23 protein-coding genes are annotated in these 20,368 nt (G+C 70.6%); 2 read left to right on the top strand and 21 right to left on the bottom strand.

The window, feature by feature from the left end; genetic code table 11:
• Positions 1–1,908: a S9 family peptidase gene (locus tag HV742_RS13840; protein WP_372364187.1), complete on the bottom strand. Its 1,908-nt coding sequence runs from the start codon at positions 1,906–1,908 to the stop codon at positions 1–3.
• Positions 1,909–2,071: 163 nt separating this feature from the next.
• Between HV742_RS13840 and HV742_RS13835 the strand changes: the two genes are divergently transcribed.
• Positions 2,072–2,527 carry a BPTD_2524 family lipoprotein gene (locus tag HV742_RS13835; protein WP_049074924.1) on the top strand — a complete coding sequence of 152 codons (456 nt, stop codon included), beginning with the start codon at positions 2,072–2,074 and terminating at the stop codon, positions 2,525–2,527.
• A gap of 59 nt (positions 2,528–2,586) precedes the next feature.
• On the opposite strand, the gene HV742_RS13830 is transcribed toward HV742_RS13835, so the two are convergent.
• Positions 2,587–3,012 (bottom strand): PaaI family thioesterase, encoded by a 426-nt coding sequence (locus HV742_RS13830; protein ID WP_068950671.1) that lies wholly within the window; start codon positions 3,010–3,012, stop codon positions 2,587–2,589.
• Positions 3,013–3,183: 171 nt separating this feature from the next.
• Between HV742_RS13830 and dinB the strand changes: the two genes are divergently transcribed.
• Entirely contained in the window at positions 3,184–4,266 is a 1,083-nt protein-coding gene (dinB, locus tag HV742_RS13825; protein ID WP_175145710.1) for a DNA polymerase IV, read from the top strand.
• Positions 4,267–4,352: 86 nt separating this feature from the next.
• Here the strand turns inward: dinB and HV742_RS13820 are convergent, their stop codons facing one another.
• The 19 genes from HV742_RS13820 to HV742_RS13730 form a co-directional block, all read right to left on the bottom strand.
• A complete protein-coding gene (locus tag HV742_RS13820; protein WP_059269849.1) occupies positions 4,353–4,814 on the bottom strand; it encodes a GatB/YqeY domain-containing protein in 462 nt (153 codons plus the stop codon).
• 177 nt (positions 4,815–4,991) lie between these two features.
• Entirely contained in the window at positions 4,992–5,432 is a 441-nt protein-coding gene (locus tag HV742_RS13815) for a hypothetical protein (RefSeq protein ID WP_049074917.1), read from the bottom strand.
• Between the two features lie 34 nt (positions 5,433–5,466).
• Positions 5,467–6,690, bottom strand: coding sequence for a beta-ketoacyl-ACP synthase (locus HV742_RS13810; protein ID WP_054416149.1), 1,224 nt, complete (start codon positions 6,688–6,690; stop codon positions 5,467–5,469).
• Positions 6,690–7,421 carry a 3-oxoacyl-ACP reductase FabG gene (gene fabG, locus HV742_RS13805; RefSeq protein ID WP_049074911.1) on the bottom strand — a complete coding sequence of 244 codons (732 nt, stop codon included), beginning with the start codon at positions 7,419–7,421 and terminating at the stop codon, positions 6,690–6,692. Before fabG ends, HV742_RS13810 begins: the two co-directional genes overlap by 1 nt.
• A complete protein-coding gene (locus HV742_RS13800; protein ID WP_175145709.1) occupies positions 7,418–7,873 on the bottom strand; it encodes a hotdog family protein in 456 nt (151 codons plus the stop codon). Before HV742_RS13800 ends, fabG begins: the two co-directional genes overlap by 4 nt.
• Positions 7,870–9,072, bottom strand: coding sequence for a beta-ketoacyl-ACP synthase (locus HV742_RS13795; protein ID WP_175145707.1), 1,203 nt, complete (start codon positions 9,070–9,072; stop codon positions 7,870–7,872). The genes HV742_RS13800 and HV742_RS13795 overlap by 4 nt, the downstream gene beginning before the upstream one ends.
• Positions 9,069–9,626 (bottom strand): DUF3261 domain-containing protein, encoded by a 558-nt coding sequence (locus HV742_RS13790; RefSeq protein WP_175145705.1) that lies wholly within the window; start codon positions 9,624–9,626, stop codon positions 9,069–9,071. The genes HV742_RS13795 and HV742_RS13790 overlap by 4 nt, the downstream gene beginning before the upstream one ends.
• Before the next feature lie 7 nt (positions 9,627–9,633).
• Positions 9,634–10,887: an NAD(P)/FAD-dependent oxidoreductase gene (locus HV742_RS13785; protein ID WP_175145704.1), complete on the bottom strand. Its 1,254-nt coding sequence runs from the start codon at positions 10,885–10,887 to the stop codon at positions 9,634–9,636.
• Between the two features lie 41 nt (positions 10,888–10,928).
• Positions 10,929–13,256: an MMPL family transporter gene (locus tag HV742_RS13780; RefSeq protein ID WP_175145701.1), complete on the bottom strand. Its 2,328-nt coding sequence runs from the start codon at positions 13,254–13,256 to the stop codon at positions 10,929–10,931.
• The gene (locus tag HV742_RS13775; protein ID WP_063583174.1) at positions 13,240–13,836 is read right to left on the bottom strand and encodes a LolA family protein; all 597 of its coding nucleotides are present in this window, start codon (positions 13,834–13,836) and stop codon (positions 13,240–13,242) included. The genes HV742_RS13780 and HV742_RS13775 overlap by 17 nt, the downstream gene beginning before the upstream one ends.
• A complete protein-coding gene (locus HV742_RS13770; protein ID WP_049074894.1) occupies positions 13,833–14,276 on the bottom strand; it encodes an acyl-CoA thioesterase in 444 nt (147 codons plus the stop codon). Before HV742_RS13770 ends, HV742_RS13775 begins: the two co-directional genes overlap by 4 nt.
• A complete protein-coding gene (locus HV742_RS13765) occupies positions 14,269–15,192 on the bottom strand; it encodes a lysophospholipid acyltransferase family protein (RefSeq protein ID WP_175145700.1) in 924 nt (307 codons plus the stop codon). Before HV742_RS13765 ends, HV742_RS13770 begins: the two co-directional genes overlap by 8 nt.
• A complete protein-coding gene (locus tag HV742_RS13760; RefSeq protein ID WP_063583173.1) occupies positions 15,189–15,941 on the bottom strand; it encodes a glycosyltransferase family 2 protein in 753 nt (250 codons plus the stop codon). Before HV742_RS13760 ends, HV742_RS13765 begins: the two co-directional genes overlap by 4 nt.
• Entirely contained in the window at positions 15,928–17,628 is a 1,701-nt protein-coding gene (locus tag HV742_RS13755) for an ApeI family dehydratase (protein ID WP_175145698.1), read from the bottom strand. The genes HV742_RS13760 and HV742_RS13755 overlap by 14 nt, the downstream gene beginning before the upstream one ends.
• Positions 17,629–17,631: 3 nt before the next feature.
• Positions 17,632–18,180: a COG4648 family protein gene (locus tag HV742_RS13750; protein ID WP_175145696.1), complete on the bottom strand. Its 549-nt coding sequence runs from the start codon at positions 18,178–18,180 to the stop codon at positions 17,632–17,634.
• Complete coding sequence (locus tag HV742_RS13745) at positions 18,177–18,434, bottom strand: acyl carrier protein (protein ID WP_049077956.1); 258 nt, start codon at positions 18,432–18,434, stop codon at positions 18,177–18,179. The genes HV742_RS13750 and HV742_RS13745 overlap by 4 nt, the downstream gene beginning before the upstream one ends.
• 16 nt (positions 18,435–18,450) lie before the next feature.
• Positions 18,451–18,711, bottom strand: coding sequence for a phosphopantetheine-binding protein (locus HV742_RS13740; protein ID WP_049074885.1), 261 nt, complete (start codon positions 18,709–18,711; stop codon positions 18,451–18,453).
• Positions 18,692–19,591 carry a lysophospholipid acyltransferase family protein gene (locus HV742_RS13735; RefSeq protein ID WP_175145695.1) on the bottom strand — a complete coding sequence of 300 codons (900 nt, stop codon included), beginning with the start codon at positions 19,589–19,591 and terminating at the stop codon, positions 18,692–18,694. Before HV742_RS13735 ends, HV742_RS13740 begins: the two co-directional genes overlap by 20 nt.
• Positions 19,588–20,259: a beta-ketoacyl synthase chain length factor gene (locus tag HV742_RS13730; protein WP_238910227.1), complete on the bottom strand. Its 672-nt coding sequence runs from the start codon at positions 20,257–20,259 to the stop codon at positions 19,588–19,590. Before HV742_RS13730 ends, HV742_RS13735 begins: the two co-directional genes overlap by 4 nt.
• Positions 20,260–20,368: the final 109 nt, after the last annotated feature.

Below are 20,368 nucleotides of genomic sequence, written 5' to 3'. Positions count from 1 at the left end.
CTACGGCTTGAGGTGTTCGACGAAGAACTTCTCCATGGCCGCGTAGAACTCGAATTTGTTTTCGTCGTTGTGGAAGCCGTGGCCTTCGTTGTCCTTGACCATGTATTCCACTTCGACGCCGCGCGCCTTGAGCGCCTTGACCATCTGGTCGCTCTCGTCCTTGTTCACGCGCGGGTCCTTGGCGCCCTGGGCGATGAACAGCGGCGTCTTGATGCGGTCGGCGTGCAGCGCCGGCGAGGTGGCGGCCAGGCGGTCCTTGTCGCGCACCGGGTCGCCGACCATGTCCTGCATCTTGTCCAGCATCGGCTTCCAGTAGGGCGGAATCGACTTCATGAACGTGAACAGGTTGGACACGCCGACGTAGTCGACGGCGGCGGCGTACAGGTCGGGCGTGAAGGTCACGCCGGCCAGCGTGGCGTAGCCGCCGTAGCTGGCGCCGTAGATGCCGATGCGCTTGGGATCGGCGATGCCTTGCTTGACCAGCCATTGGACGCCATCGGTGATGTCGTCCTGCATCTTCAGGCCCCATTCGCCGAAGCTGGCTTCCCAGAAGGCGCGGCCGTAGCCGGTGGAGCCGCGGAAGTTCATCTGCAGCACGCAGAAGCCGCGGTTGGCCAGGAACTGCACTTCGGGGTTGTAGCCCCAGCCGTCGCGCGCCCACGGGCCGCCGTGCGGGTTGACGATGCACGCCAGGTTCTTGGGGTCGCGCCCGGCCGGCAGCGTCAGGTAGCCATGGATGGTGAGACCGTCGCGGCTTTGGTAGCTGATGGGCTGCACGCGAGACATGTCGGCCTCGGGGATGGCCGGGTTGATGTCGGCCAGCTTGCTGAGGGTGTCGGCGCGGGCGTCGTAGATGTAGCGCGAACCGGGCGTGCGGTCGTTGTAGGCGGCGACGATGAACTTGTCCTCGTCGCGGTTGCCGCCCTGGATCGCGAACTGGTAGCCCTCGAGCTGGGCTGACAGCTTCTTGAACAGGGTTTCGGTCTCGGCGTCGAAGAACTTGTATTGCGGCTTGTCGGTCTGGTAGGAGGCGACCGTCAGCACGCGGCGCTTGCGCGAGAAACCGGCCGCGTCCAGGTCGACCGTGTCCGGGGTGAAGATCTCGTCTTCCTTGTCGGGGCTGGCCGGGTCGATCACCACCAGCGCGAGCTTGTCGCGGCCGCGGTTGGACAGGGCGTAGAACTTCTTGTCGTCGAAGGTGAAGAAGGCCGGGCTGACGCTGGTGCGATAGTCGGTGGTGAACAGCGGACGGAACTCCGAGGCCTCGTTGTCGCGGTAGAGCAGGGTGGTGTTCAGGCCGTCGCTGGTGACGGCCGCGCGCACCTTGCCGGCGTGGTCGGTCTGCCAGCCGACGATGTTGCCGGGGTTCTGCGCCACCAGCACGCCGGCGCCGGTGTGCACGTTGACGCGGTAGACGTCGAACACCTGCGGATCGCGCTGGTTGTGGCTGATGAGGATGTGGTCGGGGTCGTCTTCGAGGTCGTCCTCGATGCTGGCGCGCACGCCGTCGTAGGGGGTCAGGTCGGTGACCTTGCCGGTCTTGGCGTCCACCGCCAGGACGTGGAAGTTCTCGTCGCCGCCGAAGTCCTTCTGGTACAGCACCACGTCGGGGCCCTTCCAGAAGAAATTGCTGATGTCGCGGGCCGACTCGCTGGTCAGCTTGCGCGGTTCGCCCACCGGCTTGCTGCCGTCCAGGGCCTGGACGTAGATGTTCATGCGCGGCGGCTTGCCGTCGACGCTGGTGGGCTGCATGAAACCCAGGGTTTTGCCGTCGTCGGCCAGGCGGAAGAAGCCGCGTTCCGGATTGCGGAAAAAGTCTTTCAGGGGGTAGGCCCGGGGCGGCTGCGCGGCGGCGCTGGCGCCCAGGGAGGCGCCGACGATACCGGCGGCCAGGATGGTGTGTTTCATGAATGAGAGCAAGGCATACCTCCGACGATTCCACCCGGCCGCGGGCGCCGCCGGACTCCTGATCGATAATGCCATAGCCTCGGGCGGGGTGTCGAACCGTCCCGGCCACTTATGCCGGTGGCCGGTTTGCGGGATAATCGCGGCTATCAATCTGGAGAAACACATGGTTCGGAATCTGGTCGCGGCATCGGCGCTGGCCTTGGGCCTGGCGGGCTGCTCGCTGGGCATTTCGCAGGACAGCGCGTCGCCGCACAGCGAATTCAAGGCGCCCGTGGCTTTCAAGGATGCCTATGCCACCACGCTGCGCCAGGCCAACGCCTGCCTGCGCAGCACCGACAACGCCTACCGCGTGGTGTCGAACCTGGACGAAAGCGCCCAGACCGCCGTGGTGCGGGTGCTGGCGCCGTACAGCGACAACGAAATGACCCGCGTCGACCTGAAGGCGGCCGGCCCCAAGACCACCGACACCCGCATCGTGATGTGGGGCAAGGGCACCTGGGACGCGGCGGCGCTGCGCGCCATGCAGGATGCGATCGTCTACGGCATGAGTTCATGCGCCAGCTACATGCCGCTGGATCCCCGGCCGCCGGTCAAGCCGTCGCGGGATCTGCAGAAGTAACGCGGCAATCCGGCCGCGGGGGATTGTGCCGGCGGAACGCCGGCCCGTCGCGGCGCCTTTCAGTCGCCGCCTGGGCGGCGGCGGATGATTTTGAAAGTGGCGGTTGCACGGGCCACCAGTTCGCCGTCGGCGCGGCGGATGTCGCCTTCACAGAAGGCGATTGACGTGCCGCGGCGCAGGCAGCGCGCCTCGATCACCAGGTTGCCGGTGGCGGGCGACAGGAAGGTGGTGTTCATGTCGATGGTGGCCATGCCTTCGGTGGCCTCGGCCGACCCGCGCGCCGCGGCGCTCAGGGTGAAGTCCAGCACGCTCATCAGGGTGCCGCCGTGCACGTCGCCGCGGCTGTTGGTCAGGTCCTGGCGCCAGGGCAGCGAGGTGCGGGCATAGGCTGGCCCGATCTGTTCGGGCACCAGGCCCAGGAAACTCATGAAGGGAATCGCCAGGCCGAAATACTCGCCCGGAGCGGGGGTTGCGGTTGCTGTCATGGAAGAGGGTAAGCGGGGAAAGGGGAAGACGGAATTTGCCGGTCATAATATCCACTTTTACGCCGCGCGCCCGTCCTGCTCCGCTAGACGAGGCGTTTTTTCCGGTGACCGTACTTTTCGCGTCCGCTTGCGCGCCTTGCCGCGTCAGGCGGGCCCCGTTTTGCCACCGCCATGAGCGACGCCAGCCGCAAGATCGTACATATCGACATGGATGCCTTCTATGCATCCGTGGAACAGCGCGACAACCCCGAACTGCGCGGCCAGCCGGTGGTGGTGGCGTGGACCGGGCCGCGCTCGGTGGTGTGCGCGGCGTCGTACGAGGCGCGCCGCTTCGGCGTGCATTCGGCCATGTCGGCGGTGCGCGCGCAGCGGCTCTGTCCGCAGGCGGTCTACGTGCCGCCCGACTTCAACCGCTACCGCGAGGTCTCGCGCCAGATCCGCCAGATCTTCGCCCGCCACACCGACCTGATCGAGCCGCTGTCGCTGGATGAGGCCTACCTGGACGTCACCGTCAACAAACTGGCATTGCCGTCGGCCACCGAAGTGGCGCAGGTGATTCGCCAGCAGATCCGCACCGAGACCGGCCTGACCGCGTCCGCCGGGGTGGCGCCCAACAAGTTTCTGGCCAAGATCGCGTCCGACTGGAACAAGCCGGACGGCCAGTTCGTGATCCGTCCGTCCAGGGTGCTGGAATTCCTGCAGCCGCTGCCGGTGCGCAAGGTGCCGGGCGTGGGCAAGGTCACGCAGGCGCGCCTGGAACAGCTGGGCATCCAGACCGTGGGCGACCTGGCCACCCATGGCGTGCAGGAACTGGAGCACTACTTCGGCCGCTACGGCCGCCGCCTGTATGAGCTGGCGCGCGGCATCGACGAGCGCGAGGTGCAGACCGACCAGCCCTTGCAGCAGGTGTCGGCGGAAACCACTTTTTCGGAGGACGTGCGGCTGGAGGCCATCGGCGAGGCCATCGATCGCATGGCCGACAAGGTCTGGGACCAGGCGCTGAAAAAGGGCGCGCTGGGGCGCACGGTGGTGCTCAAGCTCAAGACCGACCGCTTCCGCATCCTGACGCGCAGCCAGACCAGCCCGCATCCGCCGGCCTCGGCGGCCGAGCTGGCGACGGTGGCCCGGCTGCTGTGCGAGCGGGTCGACCTGCCGGCGCAGACGCTGTACCGGCTGGCGGGCGTGGGCATGAGTAACTTTGCCGATCCGCAGGAGCAGTCGCGCCAGCCGGATCTGTTTGGCGGGGCGTTCTGAATCCCGGGGCATAGCGTCCCGGCGGCTATCGTGCGGCGCGAGGGGCGAGTCGCTGTCCGGCGCGTTGCGCGCCGGACGATGCGGCTTCAGGCGAGCCGGGCCTTGACCTGCTGCGACAGCGCGGTCATGTCGGCGCGGCCGGCCAGCGACTGCTTGAGCAGGGCCATGACCTTGCCCATGGCGGGGGCGCCGGTGACGCCCTGGGCGGCGACTTCTGCCAGCGCGGCGTCGATGGCGGCGGCCACTTCCTCGGGCGTGGCTGCTTGCGGCAGGAATTCCTGCAGCACGACCAGTTCGGCCTTTTCCTGCTCGGCGGTCTCGGTGCGCCCGGCCTGTTCGAACGCGGCGATGGATTCGCGGCGTTGCTTGACCTGCTTTTCGATGATGGCGGTGATTTCGGCGTCGGTCAGGTCGCGGCGTTCGTCCACTTCCTTCTGCTTCACCGCGGCCAGCAGGAAGCGCAGGGTGGCGAGACGCTCGGCGGCCTTGGCGCGCATGGCGTCCTTGACGGCGTCGGAGAGGCGGGTCTTGAGCGTAGCGGTGCTCATGGTTGAACCTTTGTGGTGTTGCATCGAAGGGGCAGTGTAACCGTGGGACGGCCAACCGGGGATGGCCATCCGGGGACGGCCAACCAGGGACGGCCAACCAGGGACGGCCAGCCAGAGGCTGCCCCCTGGAGACTGCCAGCGGCTGCCGGCCCGTCGTGGACCAACCCGGTGGCCGCCTTACTTGACCTGGGCCAGGTCGCCGCGCAGGGCGACGCCGGCCACCATGGCGCCGGCATGGCATTCGTAGTCGGTCTTGCTGCTGTATTCGTTCTTGCGGTAGTAGCTGACGATGTTGGTGACGGCGTTGGCGCCGGCCTTCTTGGCGGCCTCGTGCAGGGCGATCACGGCCGATTGCGCCACCCACAGGCAGGCCTCGGCGTCTTTCTTGGCGAAGGCGTTGGTCTTGCGGTTGGTGACCACGCCGGCCTCCAGCACCTTGCCCTTGGGGCCGGTGCCCGCCAGGTAGAACTTGACGCTGCCGTCGATCTTGCCGGCGGCCTGGGCGGCCTCGATGGCCGGCTGCAGCGGCAGGAAGACGGTGCGGTCCGCGGCCAGCGCCGGGGCCGAGCAGGCGATCGACAAGGCCAGGGCGCCAAACAGCTTATGGGAGACGTTCATGGGATGCGTTCCAGGTGAGGGGTTGATAATGACTTCACGGCCAGCGGCGGAACACCAGCGAGGTGTTGATGCCGCCGAAGGCGAAGTTGTTGTTCATGACGTATTCGTGGCTCATGCGGCGGCCTTCGCGCAGGTAGTCCAGGTCGCCGCAGCGCGGATCGACGTTCCGCAGGTTGAGCGTGGGGGCATACCAGTCGCCGCGCAGCATCTCGATGCTGAACCAGGACTCCAGCACGCCGCAGGCGCCCAGGGTGTGGCCCAGGTAGCTCTTTTGCGAGCTGATCGGCATGCGGGCGCCGAACAGGCTGTGGGTGGCCTGGGTCTCGGCGATGTCGCCTTGTTCCGTGGCGGTGCCGTGGCCGTTGACGTAGCCGATGGCCTCGGGCGGCAGGCCGGCGTCGGCCAGCGCCATTTCCATGGCGATGCGCATGGTGGCGGCCTCGGGGCGGGTGATGTGGGTGCCGTCCGAATTGCTGCCGAAGCCGACGATCTCCGCATGGATGCGGGCGCCGCGCGCCTGCGCGTGTTCCAGCGATTCCAGCACCAGCATGCCGCCGCCTTCGCCGATGACCAGGCCGTCGCGGTCGCGGTCGTAGGGGCGCGGCGTCAGTTCCGGCGTGTCGTTCTTCTGGCTGGTGGCATACAGGGCGTCGAACACCAGCGCTTCGCTCGGGCACAGTTCCTCGGCGCCGCCGGCCAGCATCAGGGCCTGGCGGCCGTAGCGGATGGCCTCGTAGGCGTAGCCGATGCCCTGGCTGCCCGAAGTGCAGGCGCTGGAGGTGGGGATGATGCGGCCCTTCAGTTCGAAGAAGATGCCGACGTTGGCCGCGGTGGTGTGCGGCATCATGCGCACGTATGAATTGGCGTTGAGGTCGTCGGTGACGCCGTTGAGCAGCATGTTGCCGAAGGCGCGGATCTCGGCGGTGCTGCCCACCGACGAACCGCAGGCCACGCCCATGCGGCCATCGCGGATGCTCGGGTCGCCCAGCAGGCCGGCGTCATCCAGCGCCAGTTCGGCGGCGCGCACGCTCAGTTGCGAGACGCGGCCCATGCTGCGCAACTGCTTGCGGGTCCAGTGCGCGGGCGCGCGGAAATCCTCGATCGGGCCGGCCAGGCGCGTGTTCAGCTCCTGGTAGCGCGCCCAGTCGGGCATGACGCGGATGGCGCTGCGGCCGTCGGCGAAGGCCTGGCCGATGGTGGCCCAGTCGGAACCGAGCGCGCTGATGCCGGCCATGCCGGTAATGACGACGCGTTGCATCAGCACAGCCCTCCGTTGACCGCGATGACCTGGCGCGTGATGTAGGCGGCGCCGGGCGACATCAGGAAGGCGACCGTGGCCGCCACTTCCTCGGGCCGGCCCATGCGCTGGGCCGGGATGGCCTTGAGGATTTCCTCGACCGGCACGTGCTCGTCGATCATGTCGGTGTCGATCAGGCCGGGTGCCACGCAGTTGACGGTGATCTGGCGCTTGGCCAGCTCCACCGCCAGGGCCTTGGCGGCGCCGATCAGGCCGGCCTTGGAGGCGCTGTAGTTGACCTGGCCGCGATTGCCGACCAGCCCCGAGACCGAGGCCATGCAGACCACCCGGCCGGGCGCGCGGCGCCGGATCATGGGCATCGCCAGCGGGCTGAGCACGTTGTAGAAGCCGTCCAGGTTGGTGCGCAGCACCTGGTCCCAGTCGTCGCCGGTCAGGGCGGGAAAGGCGCCGTCGCGGGTCAGGCCGGCGTTGAGCACGACGCCGTAATAGGCGCCGTGCGCCTCGACGTCGGCCTGCAGCACGGCGGCGCATTGCGCGCGGTCGGCCACGTCGAATTGCAGCACGCGCGCCTGGCGGCCGCGGGCGGCGACTTCGGCCTGCACGGTTTCTGCCTGGGCGCGCTGCTGGCGGCAGTGCAGCACCAGGTCATGGCCGGCGTCGGCCAGGGCCAGCGCGATGGCGCGGCCGATGCCGCGGCTGGAGCCGGTGACGAGAATGGGAGCGGCGCTCATTGGGGCGAATCTTCCTGGATGAAAACGTTGGGGTCCTTGGGTTGATAGACGTTGAGCCGGGCGCTCGCCAGTTGGCGTTCGCCGTCGCGCAGTTCGCATTCGAATACGCTCATGCCGCTGTCGTCGATGAACCCGCGTTGCACGTGGACGGAGAGGACGGCGCCGGCCGGCAGCGCGTCGACCTGGCAGTCGTAGCGGCGCGTGCCCAGCAGGAAGCCGAGCTTGACCTCGGCGCCGGCCAGGCGCGCCTGGCAGCCGGCCCAGGCGCCGACGGCCTGGGCCATCAGTTCCAGGCCGAGCCAGGGCGGCAGCGTGCCGTCGGGCAGGGAGTAGGGGCCGGGGCGCACCACGGCGCGCGCCGTCAGGCTGTCAGCGTCGTGCGCCAGCACCTCGTCGATCAGAATCATGTCGCCGGCGTGCGGCAGCAGGCTGGCGATGGGCCATGGGCTCATGCGGCACCCCCCAGGATCAGGCTGGCGTTGTTGCCGCCGAAGGCAAAGGAATTGCTCATGGCGATGCGGCGGCGGCCCGCGGCGTAGCGGTGCGCCGGGGTACTGAAGTCCAGCGCCGGCAAGGCCGGATCGGGCTGGCCGTCCCAGACGTGCGGCAACAGCCGGCCGTCGGCGTTGGCGGGCGCCAGGGTGATCCAGGCGAGCGCCGCTTCCAGCGCGCCGGCCGCGCCCAGCGCGTGGCCGGTCAGCGGCTTGGTCGACGCGCACGGCACGCCCTGCGGGAACAGGGTGTGCACGGCCAGGCTTTCCATGGCGTCGTTGTGCGTAGTGCCGGTGCCGTGCAGGTTGATCCAGCCGATGTCGGCGGGTTCGAGCCCGGCGCCCTCCAAGGCGGCGCGCATGGCCTGCAGGGCGCCGGCGCCGCTCGGCTCGGGGGCCGACATGTGCCAGGCGTCGGAACTGGCGCCGCCGCCCAGCAGGGCCACGCCGGCCGCGTTGGCGGGTTCGCGCTGCATCAGGAACAGCACGCCGGCCTCGCCGATGTTGATGCCGCGGCGGTTGGCCGAGAACGGCAGGCACAGGGCCTCGTCCACCGCTTCCAGGGTGGCGAAGCCGTTGATGGTCAGTCGGCACAGCGTATCGGCGCCGCCGCAGACCACCGCGTCGCACAGTCCCAGCGCCAACAGGCGGCGCGCGGACAGCAGCGCGCGGGCGCTGGAGGTGCAGGCGGTGGACAGGGTGTAGGCCGGGCCGGCGGCGCCCAGCCACTCGGCCAGGAACCCGGCCGGCGACGACAGCGCCTGGCGGCGGTAGTCGTAGTCGGCGGGCCAGGCGCCGCTGGCGGCCAGGGCGCGGAACGCCGGCGCGTTGTCGTTCACGCCCGAGGTGCTGGTGCCTAGCACCACCGCCACGCGGTGGGCGCCGTGGCGGGCGATGGCACCGCGCAGCTGGGGCTCGATCTGGGCGGCGGCGGCCAGCAGCAGCTGGTTATTGCGGCTGTGATGATGCGCGGCGAAGGTCTCGGGGATGGCCGGCAGCGGCGCGGTGACGGCGCCGAGCGTGAGCGCGCGGTCCGCCACCCAGCCGGCCAGCGGGCGCATGCCCGCGGTGTCGCCAGCAAAGGCGGCATGGGCCACGGCATCGATGCCGGCGCCGAGCGCGCAGACCACGCCCGGGGGGCTCAGCCAGGTGGCGGTCATGGTTGCTCCTTCAATGGCGCGACGCGCCACACCGTGCCGGCGGCGTCGCGGATTTCAAGCGCGCCGTCCGGCGCGTCCGCCGGCCAGCGCACGGTCCAGCGCGGCAGGCCCCGTTGCAGCAGCTCGCGCTGCGCCGAGCCGTCGGCGGCGCGGGTAGCGCGCCAGGCGCCAGCGCCATAGGCCGCGTCCAGCTCGGCCTGCGGGGTCCAGGCGAACAGCAGCGCGGCGAACAGGTCGCGCGCCTGGCCGTTGGGCCGCAGGAAGCCGTCGTTGCGCCAACGGCCATCTTCCAGCATCTGACGGGCCTGCGGCACGCCCATCGGGTCGAACAGCGACCAGCGCATGGCGGACGCTTCGCGCTGCACCACCAGCAGCGTGTCCTGCGTCGGCAGGCCAGGGCTGGACTGGATCACGTGCAGCTGGCGCGGCAACGCGAAGCCGGCCGGCCGCGCCGGCACCGGCGGGGCGCTGGCGCATCCGGCCAGCACGGCCAGCGCCAGCGCGGCGCAGGCGGCGCGCAGGGCGGGCGGGAGCGAGGGCAGGACGTGCATCATGAGCGGCTCATCGGGCCGGTTGCGCCTGGGCGGCTGGCGCGCGGCACAGTTCGCTCAGCATGCGCAGGCGGCGCTGCGGGCTGGCCACGAAGGGGTTGTCGGTGTCCCAGGCGTAGCCGGCCAGGATCGAACTGATCATGCGGCGGATCTCCGGCTGGGCGTTCTGGTAGAAAACCACATCCTGGAATTCGCCGCTATACCAGCCCTGCACATAGGCGCGGAAGGTTTCCACGCCGACCATCAGCGGGTCGGCGAAATCGCGTTGCCAGTCGACCGCTTCGCCGCCCAGCTGCCGGTGCAGGGCGTCGGCGGCCAGCTTGGACGAGCGCAGCGCGATGGTGACGCCGGACGAGAACACCGGGTCCAGGAATTCGGCGGCGTTGCCGAGCAGCGCGTAGCCCGGCCCGTGCAGCCGCGTGACGCTGGCGGAGTAGCCGCCGATGGTGTTGGCCGGCGTGTCCCAGACGGCGTTGCGCAGCACCCGCTTGAGGTTGGGGGCGGCGTCGGCCATGGCGCGCAGGGTGGTCATCAGGTCTTCGTCGGCGCCGCCGAACAGGTCCTGGCCGCCGACCACGCCGAACGAGCTGCGGCCATTGGAGAACGGAATCAGCCAGTACCAGATGCCGCTCTGCTCGGGGTGCACGCTGATCAGGATCTTGTCGCGGTCGAAGCCGGCATCGTCGATGCGGTCCTCGATGTGGGTGAAGATGGCCTTGCGCGGCGGCATCGACGACGGCCGTTCCAGGTCGAGCAGGCGCGCCAGCACGCGGCCATAGCCGCTGGCGTCCAGCACGAACCTGCCGCGCACCTGGTAGGGCTGGCCCTGCGGGCCGCGCACCGTGAGCAAGGGGCCGTCCGCGCCGGTGAAATCGGCGGCGATGACTTCCTGCTGGTAGCGCACCTCCACCCCCTGACGCGCGGCGTCGTCGGCCAGCACCTTGTCGAAGCGGGCGCGCTGCACCTGGAAGGTGCTGCCGGGGCCGGGGCTGAACTTGTCGCGGAAGTCGAAGTAGGTGTATTGGTCGCCGCGCGCGAAGGCGGCGCCGTTCTTGGTCTGGAAGCCGGCGGCCCGCACCGCCGGCATCATGCCGGCCTCTTCGATGAATTCCAGGCAATGGGCCAGCAGGCTTTCGCCGATCGAGAAGCGCGGGAACTGCTGCCGTTCCAGCACCAGCACATCGTGCCCCTGGCGCTTGAGCAGCGCGGCGGCGACGGCTCCGGCCGGGCCCGCTCCGATGACGACGACTTCCCGATGTTCCATGCTGGATGCTTCCTTGTATTAATCAATGGCAAGACAAAAAATCAGGCCTGGCGGGGCGGCCGGATCCACGGCGCCCACAACAGGGAAAAGCCCACGCCCAGCGCCACCGCCAGGCCAAAGTTGGCGATGGCCGGCGTCTGGCTGACGGCCAGCAGGCCGAAAGACAGCAGGGTGGTGAGCGCGCCCAGCACGATGCCCACCAGGCTGGCGGCCGCGCCGGCGACCCGCTCATACATGAAGATGGCGTAGTCCACGCCAATGGCCGAGACCAGCAACAGGCCGAACAGGCTGAACAGGGTCAGCGGCTGGCCCAGGTAGCCCAGCGCCGCCAGGCTGCACGCGGTGGCCGCCAGCGGCACCGCCAGAATGCGCCAGGCGGCGGCGCGTCCCAGCGTCAGGCACAGCAGCGCCGCCGCCACCAGATACGACAGCAGCTTGAGTTCGGCGGCCTCGACGCGGGTGGCGCTGAACATGCGGTTCAGCTCGCCGCTGCGGTCGACCAGCGTGACGCCGGGCGCGGCCTGGGCGATGGCGTCCAGGGCGGCGGGGTCGCGCAGGCCCAGCAGCGTGATCATGCCGGCGGCCTCGCCGTCGCGCTGGCCCAGCCACAGCGGACGCCAGCGCTCGCCGGCCTGTCCCTGCATGGCGGCGTCGAGGGTGACGGGCGGCAGGGCCGCCAGCGCGCGCAGTTCCTGGCGCAGCGCGTCGAACGGCAGGCCGATGTCGGTCATGGCGCGCCAGGCCTCGGGGCGATCGGCCAGCGTGCCGAGCGCCGCCGCCAGGGCGCGCTGGTCGGCCCGCGGCGTCACGCGCTGGCTCAGGGCGTTATAGGCCTGCAGTTTGCCCGCGGCGACCTGGGCGTCCAATGCCTGGCTGACCTGTGCCTGGCGGCGCAGCAGTTCGTCCGGGTCCGGTGCGCGCACCAGGAAGAACTGGCTGGTCGGCATGAAACCGGTGATCTCGCCGATCTGGCGCGCCTGTTGCAAGAGCGGCGCCGGCAGGCTCAGCCATTGGCGCAGGTCGTCCTGGATGCCGAGGCGGCCGATGCCGCCGGCGGTGATGGCCGCCAGCAGCACGGCGCCGACCGCCAGCAGGGCGCGGCGGCCGGCCAGACGCTCGCGGGCGCGCAGCGCGGCCTCGGCGAATCGCAGCAGCGGCGGCCACGGGCGTGGACGGAAATGTTCCATCCAGGCCGGCAACTGGCAGACGGTGCAGGCATAGGCGCCGAGCAGGCCGGCGGCGGAGAACACCGCCGTCTGTGTCAGGGCGGGGAAGGGCGTGAACGCCAGCGCCACGTAGCCGACCAGGCTGGCCGCCAGGCTGATGGTCAGGCCCGGCAGCACGCGGCGCAGGGCGGGCCAGGCGCGCCAGTCCGGCATGCCGTAACTCTTGCCCAGCCAGTGCATAGGAAAGTCGACCGCGACGCCGATCAGGCTGGCGCCGATCACCAGCGTCAGCACGTGGATGGAGCCGAACACCGCGACGCAGGCGACCGTGCCGGCCAGAAGGCCCACGGCCACTGGCGCCAGCGCCAGCAGCGCGCGCCAGCGGCGCAGCGCCAGGAGCAGCACCAGCACGATGCCAGCCATGGCGATTCCGCCGATCCAGCCGCTCTCGGCGACCGCCTGGGCGCGGCCTGCCGCCGCGTAGAGGGCGCCGCCGGCCACCAGCAGGTCCGCGCCGCTGGCGGCCAGGGCCCGGCGATCGGCGTCGATCTGCGCGGCCACGCGCGCCGGCGCGTCGCTGTCGAAGGCGTCATCGCGGGTGGTGGCGCGCACCAGCACCCAGGAGCGGCCCGCGCCCTCGGCCACCAACGTGCCGGTGCCCATGTCGTACTGCACCGCGCCGCCGGGCCGCAGCGCCTGTTCAGCCAGCCGCGCCAGGCCAAGCAAGTCCTGGTCGACCGGCACCACGCTGGAAGAGGAGAAAGGGTCGACCAGTTCGCGGGCGCGGCGTTGCGCGTAGGCGGCGGGGTCATCGAGCAACTGCTGGCGTTGCGCCGCGGGCAGCAAGGCGAGGCGGTTGGCCAGCAGCCGGGCGCGCAGGTCGGCCAGGTCGACGTCGACGTCGACCTGCGCCGTGGCGAACAGGCCGCTTTGCTGCCAGCGCTGGGCCAGCAGGCGCGCGGCGGTCGCGCTATCGCCGCCGGCGGGCGTGGCGACCAGCGCCACCAGCTGGCGGCTCAGCGGCTCCTGGATGCGCGCTTCGGCCAGTTGGCGGGTGGCGTCGGTCCGGGCCTGTGGCACCAGCTCCATCAGGTTGGCCGATACCGGCCAGCCGTCGCGGCACTGCCAGGCGCCCAGGCCCAGCAACAGCAGCAGCCCCAGCTTGAACAGCCGTGGCAGCCAGCGTTCAGTCGGCGAAGGCACGCTGCTCCTCGGGCGTCAGGGCGTCGGCCGAGGCGGCATCGACCATCTGCAGCACGCTGCGGTCGCCCTGGACTTCGCGCAGTTCGATACGGTCCACCAGCCTGCCGCCGTTGATCTGGATGTTCTCGAAGATCTGGCGCAGCAGCACCGAGCGCGGCAGTAGCGTCAGCTGCCAGGCGTCCGGGCCGCCCGACAGGCTCAGGTCGAAGTTCTCGCGCAGGCCGCTGGTGTCGCCGGCCAGCACCGACAGGAACAGGCGGTTCTCGCGGCCGGCGCCGCTGTGCTGCGGCAGCGCCTGCCAGGCGCCATCGGGGCCGCGGCGGGCGATGCCGTCGGCGCTGATGCGCAGGTCCTGGGCGATGGGGCTGCGCAGCAGCCACAGCAGGCCGCGGCCGGCGGCCAGGGTGAAGTCGCCGCGGCTGGTCAGCGGCTGCGGCAGCGAGCGCAGGAATTTCTGCTGCACGAAATGGCCGCGCACGATCGGCGTGGCGCGCAGTTGCTGTTGCAGGTCATCGAGGTTGAAGGCCCGCGCGCTCCAGGGCAGGACGGCCAGGGCCAGGCAGATCAGCAGGCGTTTCACGCGGCGTCCTCCGGGGCATCGAGCTTGCGCCGGACCGCGTCCAGCAGGACGGCCGGCGAAGCCAGCTGCATCTCGCGGGTGCGCATGCAGACCGCCACTTGCACGGAACTGGCCCGCGTCAGGCGCTGGCCGCTGGCGGCCTCGCGGATCAGGTAATTGATCTTGAGGCGGTTTTCCCATTCGACCAGCTCGGCGCGCACCACCAGGCGCTGGCCGAACTGCGCCGCCTGCGCGTAGCGCAGTTGCAGGTCGATCACCGGCCAGACATAGCCGCTGGCGCGCATTGCGTCATAGCCATAGCCCAGGCTGTCGAGCAGCGCGCAGCGGGCTTCTTCGAGGTATTTGACGTAGTGGCCGTGCCAGACGACGTTGATCGAATCGACGTCGTAGAAGGGCACGCGGATCTCGACTTGCGCGCCAAGCGCGCCGCGTTTACGCATCGTCTTTCCAGAAAGGGTAGAAGTTGAACCATTGCAGCGGCGCCTGGCGGCAGTGCGCGCCCAGGCGGTCGGCGTAGCGCTGTGTCCATTGCGCGATCTGCGCCTGGCGCGTGGCGCGGCTCCATTCGATGCCGTCGCTCAGGCGTTCCATCGACACGCGGTAGCGCTTGCCGTGGCGGGTGCAGAACAGCAGATTGACCGGGCAGCGCAGCAGGCCGGCCAGCAGCCATGGGCCTTGCGGCAGCGGCGCGAGGTCGCCCAGCAGCGCCACCTCGGTGCTGCGGTCGCCCTTGAGCGGCACGCGGTCGCCGGCGATGGCCAGCCATTCGCCGCGCTCCAGGCGCTGGGCCAGGTCGAGCATGACGCCGGCATCCAGTTCGCTGACCTGGATCATGCGCAGGCCGCCGCCGGCCTCGTCGAGCAGGCGGCCGAACTGCGCCGCGTGCTTGGTGTGCACCAGCACATTCAGCTTGAGCAGGCCGGATTGCTCCGCCAGCGCCCGGCAGACCTCGATATTGCCGAGGTGCGAGCCCACCAGGATCTGGCCGCGGCCGCTGCCCATCTGCGCGTGCAGGCCGTCGGGATCGTGGATGTCCAGGTCCGCCAGCGTGATCTTGCCCTGCCAGACGTCGAGCTTGTCCAGCAACGCCTGCGCGAATGCCAGGTATTGGCGGTAGACCGGGAACGAGCGCGGCAGCGGCGTGGCCGGGTCGCCGGCGCGCGCCAGGCGGCGCTGGTAGGCGCCGATGGCGCGGCGGGCGCGCGGGCCGAACGCATAGAAGTACAGGACCACCAGCCACACCACCGGCGCCACCGCGCGGCGGCCGACCCGGCGCGCGGCCCAGGCGGTCAGTCGCATCAGCACGGGGCTGCCGCGTTCGGGTTGGTCGGCCCAGTGGGAGTCGGCCGCGCTCATGGGCGCCCGCCAGCGGTGAGGCGGCGCAGCAACAGCGCCGGCGAGCGCGCCAGCATGCCGAAGAACAGGCGCGCGTGCATGCGGCTGATCAGCAGGTTGTCGCGCAGGGCCTTGAAGTGCGAGACGCCGCCTTCCGGGTAGACCACGCGCGTGGGCAGCCAGGCCATTGGCACGCCGCGCCAGTGCAGGCGCACCAGGATGGCGATGTCGAAGTCCATGCGGCGGCCGACCTGCGTGGTGTCGATCACCCGCAGCACGGGGGCGAGCGGATAGACGCGAAAGCCGCACATGGCGTCCGGAATGTCGAGCGACAGGGTGTTGATCCAGACCCACACGCGCGTCAGCCAGCGGCCGTAGAGGCGGCTGCGCGGCACGTCGTCGCCGTATAGCGGCGCGCCGCAGATGACCGCGTCGGGCCGCGCCCGCGAGGCCTGCGCGAAGCTGGCGGCGTCATCCAGGGCATGCTGGCCGTCGGCGTCCACCTGCAGCGCGTGGCTGTAGCCCAGGTCGCGCGCGGCGCGCAGCCCGTCCTGCACGGCCGCGCCCTTGCCGCCGTTGGCGGCGCGGCGCACCAGGTGCGTATGCGGCAGCGCCGCCAGCCTGTCCAGGACGGCGGCGCAATCCGCGGCCGAGCCGTCGTCGACCAGCACGCAGGGCAGGCCCAGGGCCGCCAGCCGCGCATGCACCGCGGCCACGGTGGCGCCGTGGTTGTAGACGGGGATGACCGCGCACAGCCTATGCGGCGTCATGGCGGTCTCCGTGCAGCACGCGTCCGGATGAGCAGGGCGCCTCACCGAGGGTGTAGGTGAAATACAGCTTGCGCTTGCCGGCATCCCAGCGCAGCGCCAGTTCGGCCACGTCGCCGGGACGCAGCAGGCGCTGGAACTTCAGCGCCTCCATGCCGGCAAAGCGCAGGTCGGGCAGCAGGTCGCGTTGCGCCAGCGCGAGCGCCCAGCCGATCTGCGCCACGCCGGGCACCACCGGGGCGGTGGGGAAATGGCCGCCGAAATAGGCCAGGTCGCACGGGATTTCCATGCGGTAGCGGCGCTCGTCGGCGCTGGCGGCCGGCAGCGGTTCGGCCATGGGCTGCAGCGGGCGCGGGCCGGCGGCCGCCTCGAAATCGGCCTGGGTCATCTTGCCCTGGCTATTCCAGGGCAACTGCCGAGCCAGCCGCCAGCCGCGCGGAATCGCCAGCGATTCGAAGCCGGCCGCCAGGTGCTGGCGCAGCGCATCCACCACGGCGCGCCGGCCCTGGTTGCGCAGCGCGTGCAGGCCGGTGGGGTTCAGCGCCACCAACGCGGTCAGGCGGGTGGCGCCGGCGGCGCGGCCGACGCGGGCCTCGGCCACATGGGCATGGCGCGCCAGCGCCTGTTCCAGCATGGGCAGCGCGATGCGCTTTTCCTCGATCTTGACGATGCGGTCCTGCCGGCCCAGCAACTGGAAGCGGCCGCCGGACAGTTCGGCGCCGTCGGCGGTCTGCGCGTCAGCGGCCTCGACCCAGGGCGAATCCACCCGCAGCGCGCCGTGCGCGTCCAGGCCGACCGTCACGCCGGGCAGGGGTTGCCACGGGTCGGCCCCGCCGCGCCAGGCCACGGCGCCGGTCTCGGAACTGCCGTAGATCTCGGTGGGGCGCAGGCCGAGCTGGCGCGCGATGGCGTCGGACACGTCGGGCGGCAGCGCGCCGCCCGATGAATAGATGCGGCCGAGCCTGCCGCGCAGTCGCGCCCAGTCCAGCCGGTCGCCCAGGCGGCGCAGCAGCGCCGGGCTGGCGATCCAGGTGAAGGCCGGATGGCGCAGGCTGGCCTGCTGCAAGTCTTCGGGGTAGAGCCGCTGGCGCCGGTCGAGCGCACGGCCGGCGCACAGCGGCCACAGCACGCGGAAGGGCAGGCCGTACATGTGTTGGGCCGAGACGCTGCCCAGCACCGGGCCGGTGGCGTCGGGCCATTGCGCCTGCAGGGCCTGGACCTCGCGCGCCAACTGGCCCCAGCGCTTGGCGATGCGCTTGGGCGTGCCGCTGGAGCCGGATGTGCACAGCACCAGCGCCTGGTCCGGATCGAGCGCCGCGGGCGCCAGCGGCGGCGCGTCGCGCAGCGCTTCCAGGCGCCAGCGCGGGCGGGCGGTGGGCGGCAGGTCGGTGTCGGAGAGCCAGGCGTCGACGTCGGGGTCGAGCAGGGCGCAGGTGTCGGGGCGCGCGTCGCCTGGCAGGATCGCGGTCACGCCGGCGCGCCAGCAGGCAAACAGGGCGATGGCGAGCGCGGCGGCGTCGTCGAACCAGAGCGCGGCGCGGCGAGTGGCGCGCGCCTGGAGCGCGCCGGCGGCGGCCAGGCAGTGCGCGGCGAAATCGGCGTGCGCCAGTGCGGGCTCGACGGCGACGGGCGCGTCGTTGGCGCCCGCGGCGCGCGGCAGCAGCAGATGCGTCAGGTCTGTCCAGGTCACCGCTCAGGCCGCCTTTGCCGCGGCCGGCCGCAGCAGCCATTCGCCGCCCATCAACAGGCCCATCAGCGCGTAGCTGATGGCGCCGTTGTAGGCGGTCCACCAGCCCCAGGGGCCCCACGCGGCCAGCGCCGCCGCGACGGCGCCGTTGACGGCGAAGAAGCCGCACCAGACGCGCGTGACGTTGCGCGTGTAGCGCACGCCGGCGGCCGGCAGGTCGGGGTGGCGCAGGCGCGCCAGCCGTTCGACCACGGGGCGGCCGCGCCGCAGGCTGGCGCCGAAGATGGCCAGCAGCATGGCGTTGACCATCACGGGGTACCAGCGCAGCCACTCGCTTGAATTGGAGACAGCCAGCACCAGGCAGAACGCCACCGCGGCCAGCGGCAGCAGGCGCGCGCCGGGCTGCGTGTCGCGGCCGGCCAGCCCGCGGGCCAGCCACAGCACGGCCAGCGGCAGCGCCAGCCAGGCCGCGCTGACCCGGCCCAGCGTCGCGTACACGACGAAGGGGTAGGCCAGGCCGGCCACGGCCAGCGCGGGCGCCAGGCCGCGTTTCATGCGCCGGCGTCCTGCTGCTTTTGGCACATGGCCTGCACCACGTCTTCGACGGTGCGCACGCTGCGGAAATCGTTGGCGTCGAGCTTGCGCCCGGTCTGGCGGCGCACGTGGTCGATCAGGTCGATGGCGTCGATGCTGTCGATTTCCAGGTCGGTGTAGAGGTTGGCCTCGGGGGTGATGCGTTCGGGCTCGATCTCGAACAATTCGCTCAGCGTGTCGCGCAGCGTATTGAAGATTTCATCGCGGGTCTGCATGGTCAACTCCATTGCCTCAGTTGCGGCGCTGGGCCGCGACGAATTCGGCCAGGTTGGCGATGCTGGCGAAGTGCTCGCGCATGTTGCGCGTTTCGGGGTCGATGGCGATGCCATAGCGCTTTTGCAGCGCCAGGCCGAGTTCCAGGGCGTCGACCGAGTCCAGGCCCAGTCCGTCGCCGAACAGGCTGGCCTCGCGATCGATGTCGTCGGGGGCGATGTCTTCCAGGCCCAGGGATTCGATGACGAGCGTCTTGAGCTCAGTTTCCAGTTGATTCATCCAGCTTGGACTCCACTTGCGGCGCGATTCGCGCTTGTTCGTTGTCGGGGCCGGCGGCGGGCGCCGGGGCGCCGGCCGGCGCGTGGCGCGTCAGCTCGGCATCGAAATAGGCATGCAGGTAATCGTTCATGCGGCGGCCGGCAATCGGCAGCGGGTGCGCATTGGACCATGTGGCGGGATCGATGTCCTCGCCGACCTGGATCACGTAGCGCATGCGGCACGGCGGAATGCGGTACCAGGGCTCGCCTTTGGTCAGGCTGCGCGGGTTCATGCGGATGACCACCGGGGTCACCACCCGGGCGCCGCGCAGCGCAATCGCGCAGGCGCCGCGATGAAAGCGCGGCAGGCTGTCCTGGGGGGTGCGCGTGCCTTCCGGGAACACGATCAGGGTTTCGCCCTGGCGCAGCACGTCGGCGGCGCGATCGAACATGTCGAAGCTTTCATCGTTGGTGATGTAGCCGGCGTTGCTGACCGGCCCGCGCGTGAACGGATTGCGCGCCAGGCCGTGCTTGACGATGCAGTTGGCGTTCTTGACGTGGCCCACCAGGAACACCACGTCCAGCAGTGACGGGTGGTTGGCCAGGATCATCTGGCCGGGCCGGCCCAGGCGTTCGGCGCCCTTGAAATCCACCGTGAGGATGCCGACGCGCACCATGAAGCGGATAAAGAAGCGGAAGGTGCGGTTCAGCGCCCAGCGCGCGCGGCGCTGGCGGTCGGCGGCATTGCCGGGAATCAGGCGCTGCGGCGGGAACACCAGCAGGCGCAGCAGCAGCCCGCCGACGCCGAACATGGTGAAGGCCATGCCGGTGGCGACCAGGCGCCACAGCCAGAAATCCTGGCGGGGCGGGGGGGCGGCGGAGGGGGTGCTGGAAGGGGTCATGCCGAGCGGGTCCAGAGCCATTGGCGGGCGTGGTTGGCATGCCGCCAGCTGGGCGTTTGCAGGTTCAGGTGACGCAACAGGTTCAGCGCGTTGGGCCAGGGCCGCGGCGCGGCGCCGGCGCCAGGGGAGGTCTCGAGCCGCCAGTCGGCGCCGGCGCGCAGGCGGAACGCCGCCGCGTAGGAAAAGGGCACGTCGTCGATCCAGGGCGAGTAGGGCGCGGGCGGCCGCTCCTCGGCCAGCACCACCAGCACGTTGTCGTGGCCGTCGGCCAGCAGCAGCCCCGCTTCCAGGAAGGCGTGCTCCAGACCGTCGTCCTCGGCCGAGAGCGCGATCGATTCGGTGGTTTCGCGGCGTATGATCGACCACTGGCCGGCCAGGGCGTTGTGCACCGACAGGCCGAACGCGGTGGGCGACAGCGGTTCGCCGGCGGCCAGCGATTGCAGCAGGCCGAAATTGCGGGTGGTTTCGCCATGGCGCGAGGCGTAGACCAGCGGCATGGGTGGCTGGCCTTGGGCGACCGGCCAGGCGCATTCGAACACCGCGCGCGCCATCGGGCTGAGGCGGCGGCGCTGCATCGGGGGCAGGAATTCGAGGCGCGGCGGGCTGGGTTCTCCAACGGGACAATAAGGATGTTCAGCCCAGTACGACCAGCTGCTCGCGTCTTGCATACCCGATGTCCAACCCTGCCATTGCGCAATGGAAAAGGTCAGCATAGCGCGCGATCTTACACTGATCGCAAATTCATTAATTGTTTTTAGACGTTACTAAAACAGTGAA

It is taken from the genome of Achromobacter ruhlandii (genome assembly GCF_902859695.1).
Classification (GTDB): Bacteria; Pseudomonadota; Gammaproteobacteria; order Burkholderiales; family Burkholderiaceae_B; genus Achromobacter; species Achromobacter ruhlandii.
Note: the sequence above shows the minus strand (reverse complement) of the source record. Positions and strands in the feature narration are given on the sequence as shown.

Coding starts and splice junctions, on each gene's coding strand:
- HV742_RS13760 (WP_063583173.1), bottom strand. CDS start 15,941: ATGACGCCGCATAGGCTGTGCGCGGTCATCCCCGTCTACAACCACGGC.
- HV742_RS13820 (WP_059269849.1), bottom strand. CDS start 4,814: ATGAGCACCGCTACGCTCAAGACCCGCCTCTCCGACGCCGTCAAGGAC.
- HV742_RS13730 (WP_238910227.1), bottom strand. CDS start 20,259: ATGCAAGACGCGAGCAGCTGGTCGTACTGGGCTGAACATCCTTATTGT.
- HV742_RS13835 (WP_049074924.1), top strand. CDS start 2,072: ATGGTTCGGAATCTGGTCGCGGCATCGGCGCTGGCCTTGGGCCTGGCG.
- HV742_RS13765 (WP_175145700.1), bottom strand. CDS start 15,192: ATGAGCGCGGCCGACTCCCACTGGGCCGACCAACCCGAACGCGGCAGC.
- HV742_RS13745 (WP_049077956.1), bottom strand. CDS start 18,434: ATGCAGACCCGCGATGAAATCTTCAATACGCTGCGCGACACGCTGAGC.
- HV742_RS13810 (WP_054416149.1), bottom strand. CDS start 6,690: ATGCAACGCGTCGTCATTACCGGCATGGCCGGCATCAGCGCGCTCGGT.
- HV742_RS13735 (WP_175145695.1), bottom strand. CDS start 19,591: ATGACCCCTTCCAGCACCCCCTCCGCCGCCCCCCCGCCCCGCCAGGAT.
- dinB (WP_175145710.1), top strand. CDS start 3,184: ATGAGCGACGCCAGCCGCAAGATCGTACATATCGACATGGATGCCTTC.
- HV742_RS13815 (WP_049074917.1), bottom strand. CDS start 5,432: ATGAACGTCTCCCATAAGCTGTTTGGCGCCCTGGCCTTGTCGATCGCC.
- HV742_RS13840 (WP_372364187.1), bottom strand. CDS start 1,908: ATGAAACACACCATCCTGGCCGCCGGTATCGTCGGCGCCTCCCTGGGC.
- HV742_RS13785 (WP_175145704.1), bottom strand. CDS start 10,887: ATGGAACATCGGGAAGTCGTCGTCATCGGAGCGGGCCCGGCCGGAGCC.
- fabG (WP_049074911.1), bottom strand. CDS start 7,421: ATGAGCGCCGCTCCCATTCTCGTCACCGGCTCCAGCCGCGGCATCGGC.
- HV742_RS13790 (WP_175145705.1), bottom strand. CDS start 9,626: ATGATGCACGTCCTGCCCTCGCTCCCGCCCGCCCTGCGCGCCGCCTGC.
- HV742_RS13770 (WP_049074894.1), bottom strand. CDS start 14,276: ATGCGTAAACGCGGCGCGCTTGGCGCGCAAGTCGAGATCCGCGTGCCC.
- HV742_RS13800 (WP_175145709.1), bottom strand. CDS start 7,873: ATGAGCCCATGGCCCATCGCCAGCCTGCTGCCGCACGCCGGCGACATG.
- HV742_RS13830 (WP_068950671.1), bottom strand. CDS start 3,012: ATGACAGCAACCGCAACCCCCGCTCCGGGCGAGTATTTCGGCCTGGCG.
- HV742_RS13740 (WP_049074885.1), bottom strand. CDS start 18,711: ATGAATCAACTGGAAACTGAGCTCAAGACGCTCGTCATCGAATCCCTG.
- HV742_RS13795 (WP_175145707.1), bottom strand. CDS start 9,072: ATGACCGCCACCTGGCTGAGCCCCCCGGGCGTGGTCTGCGCGCTCGGC.
- HV742_RS13750 (WP_175145696.1), bottom strand. CDS start 18,180: ATGAAACGCGGCCTGGCGCCCGCGCTGGCCGTGGCCGGCCTGGCCTAC.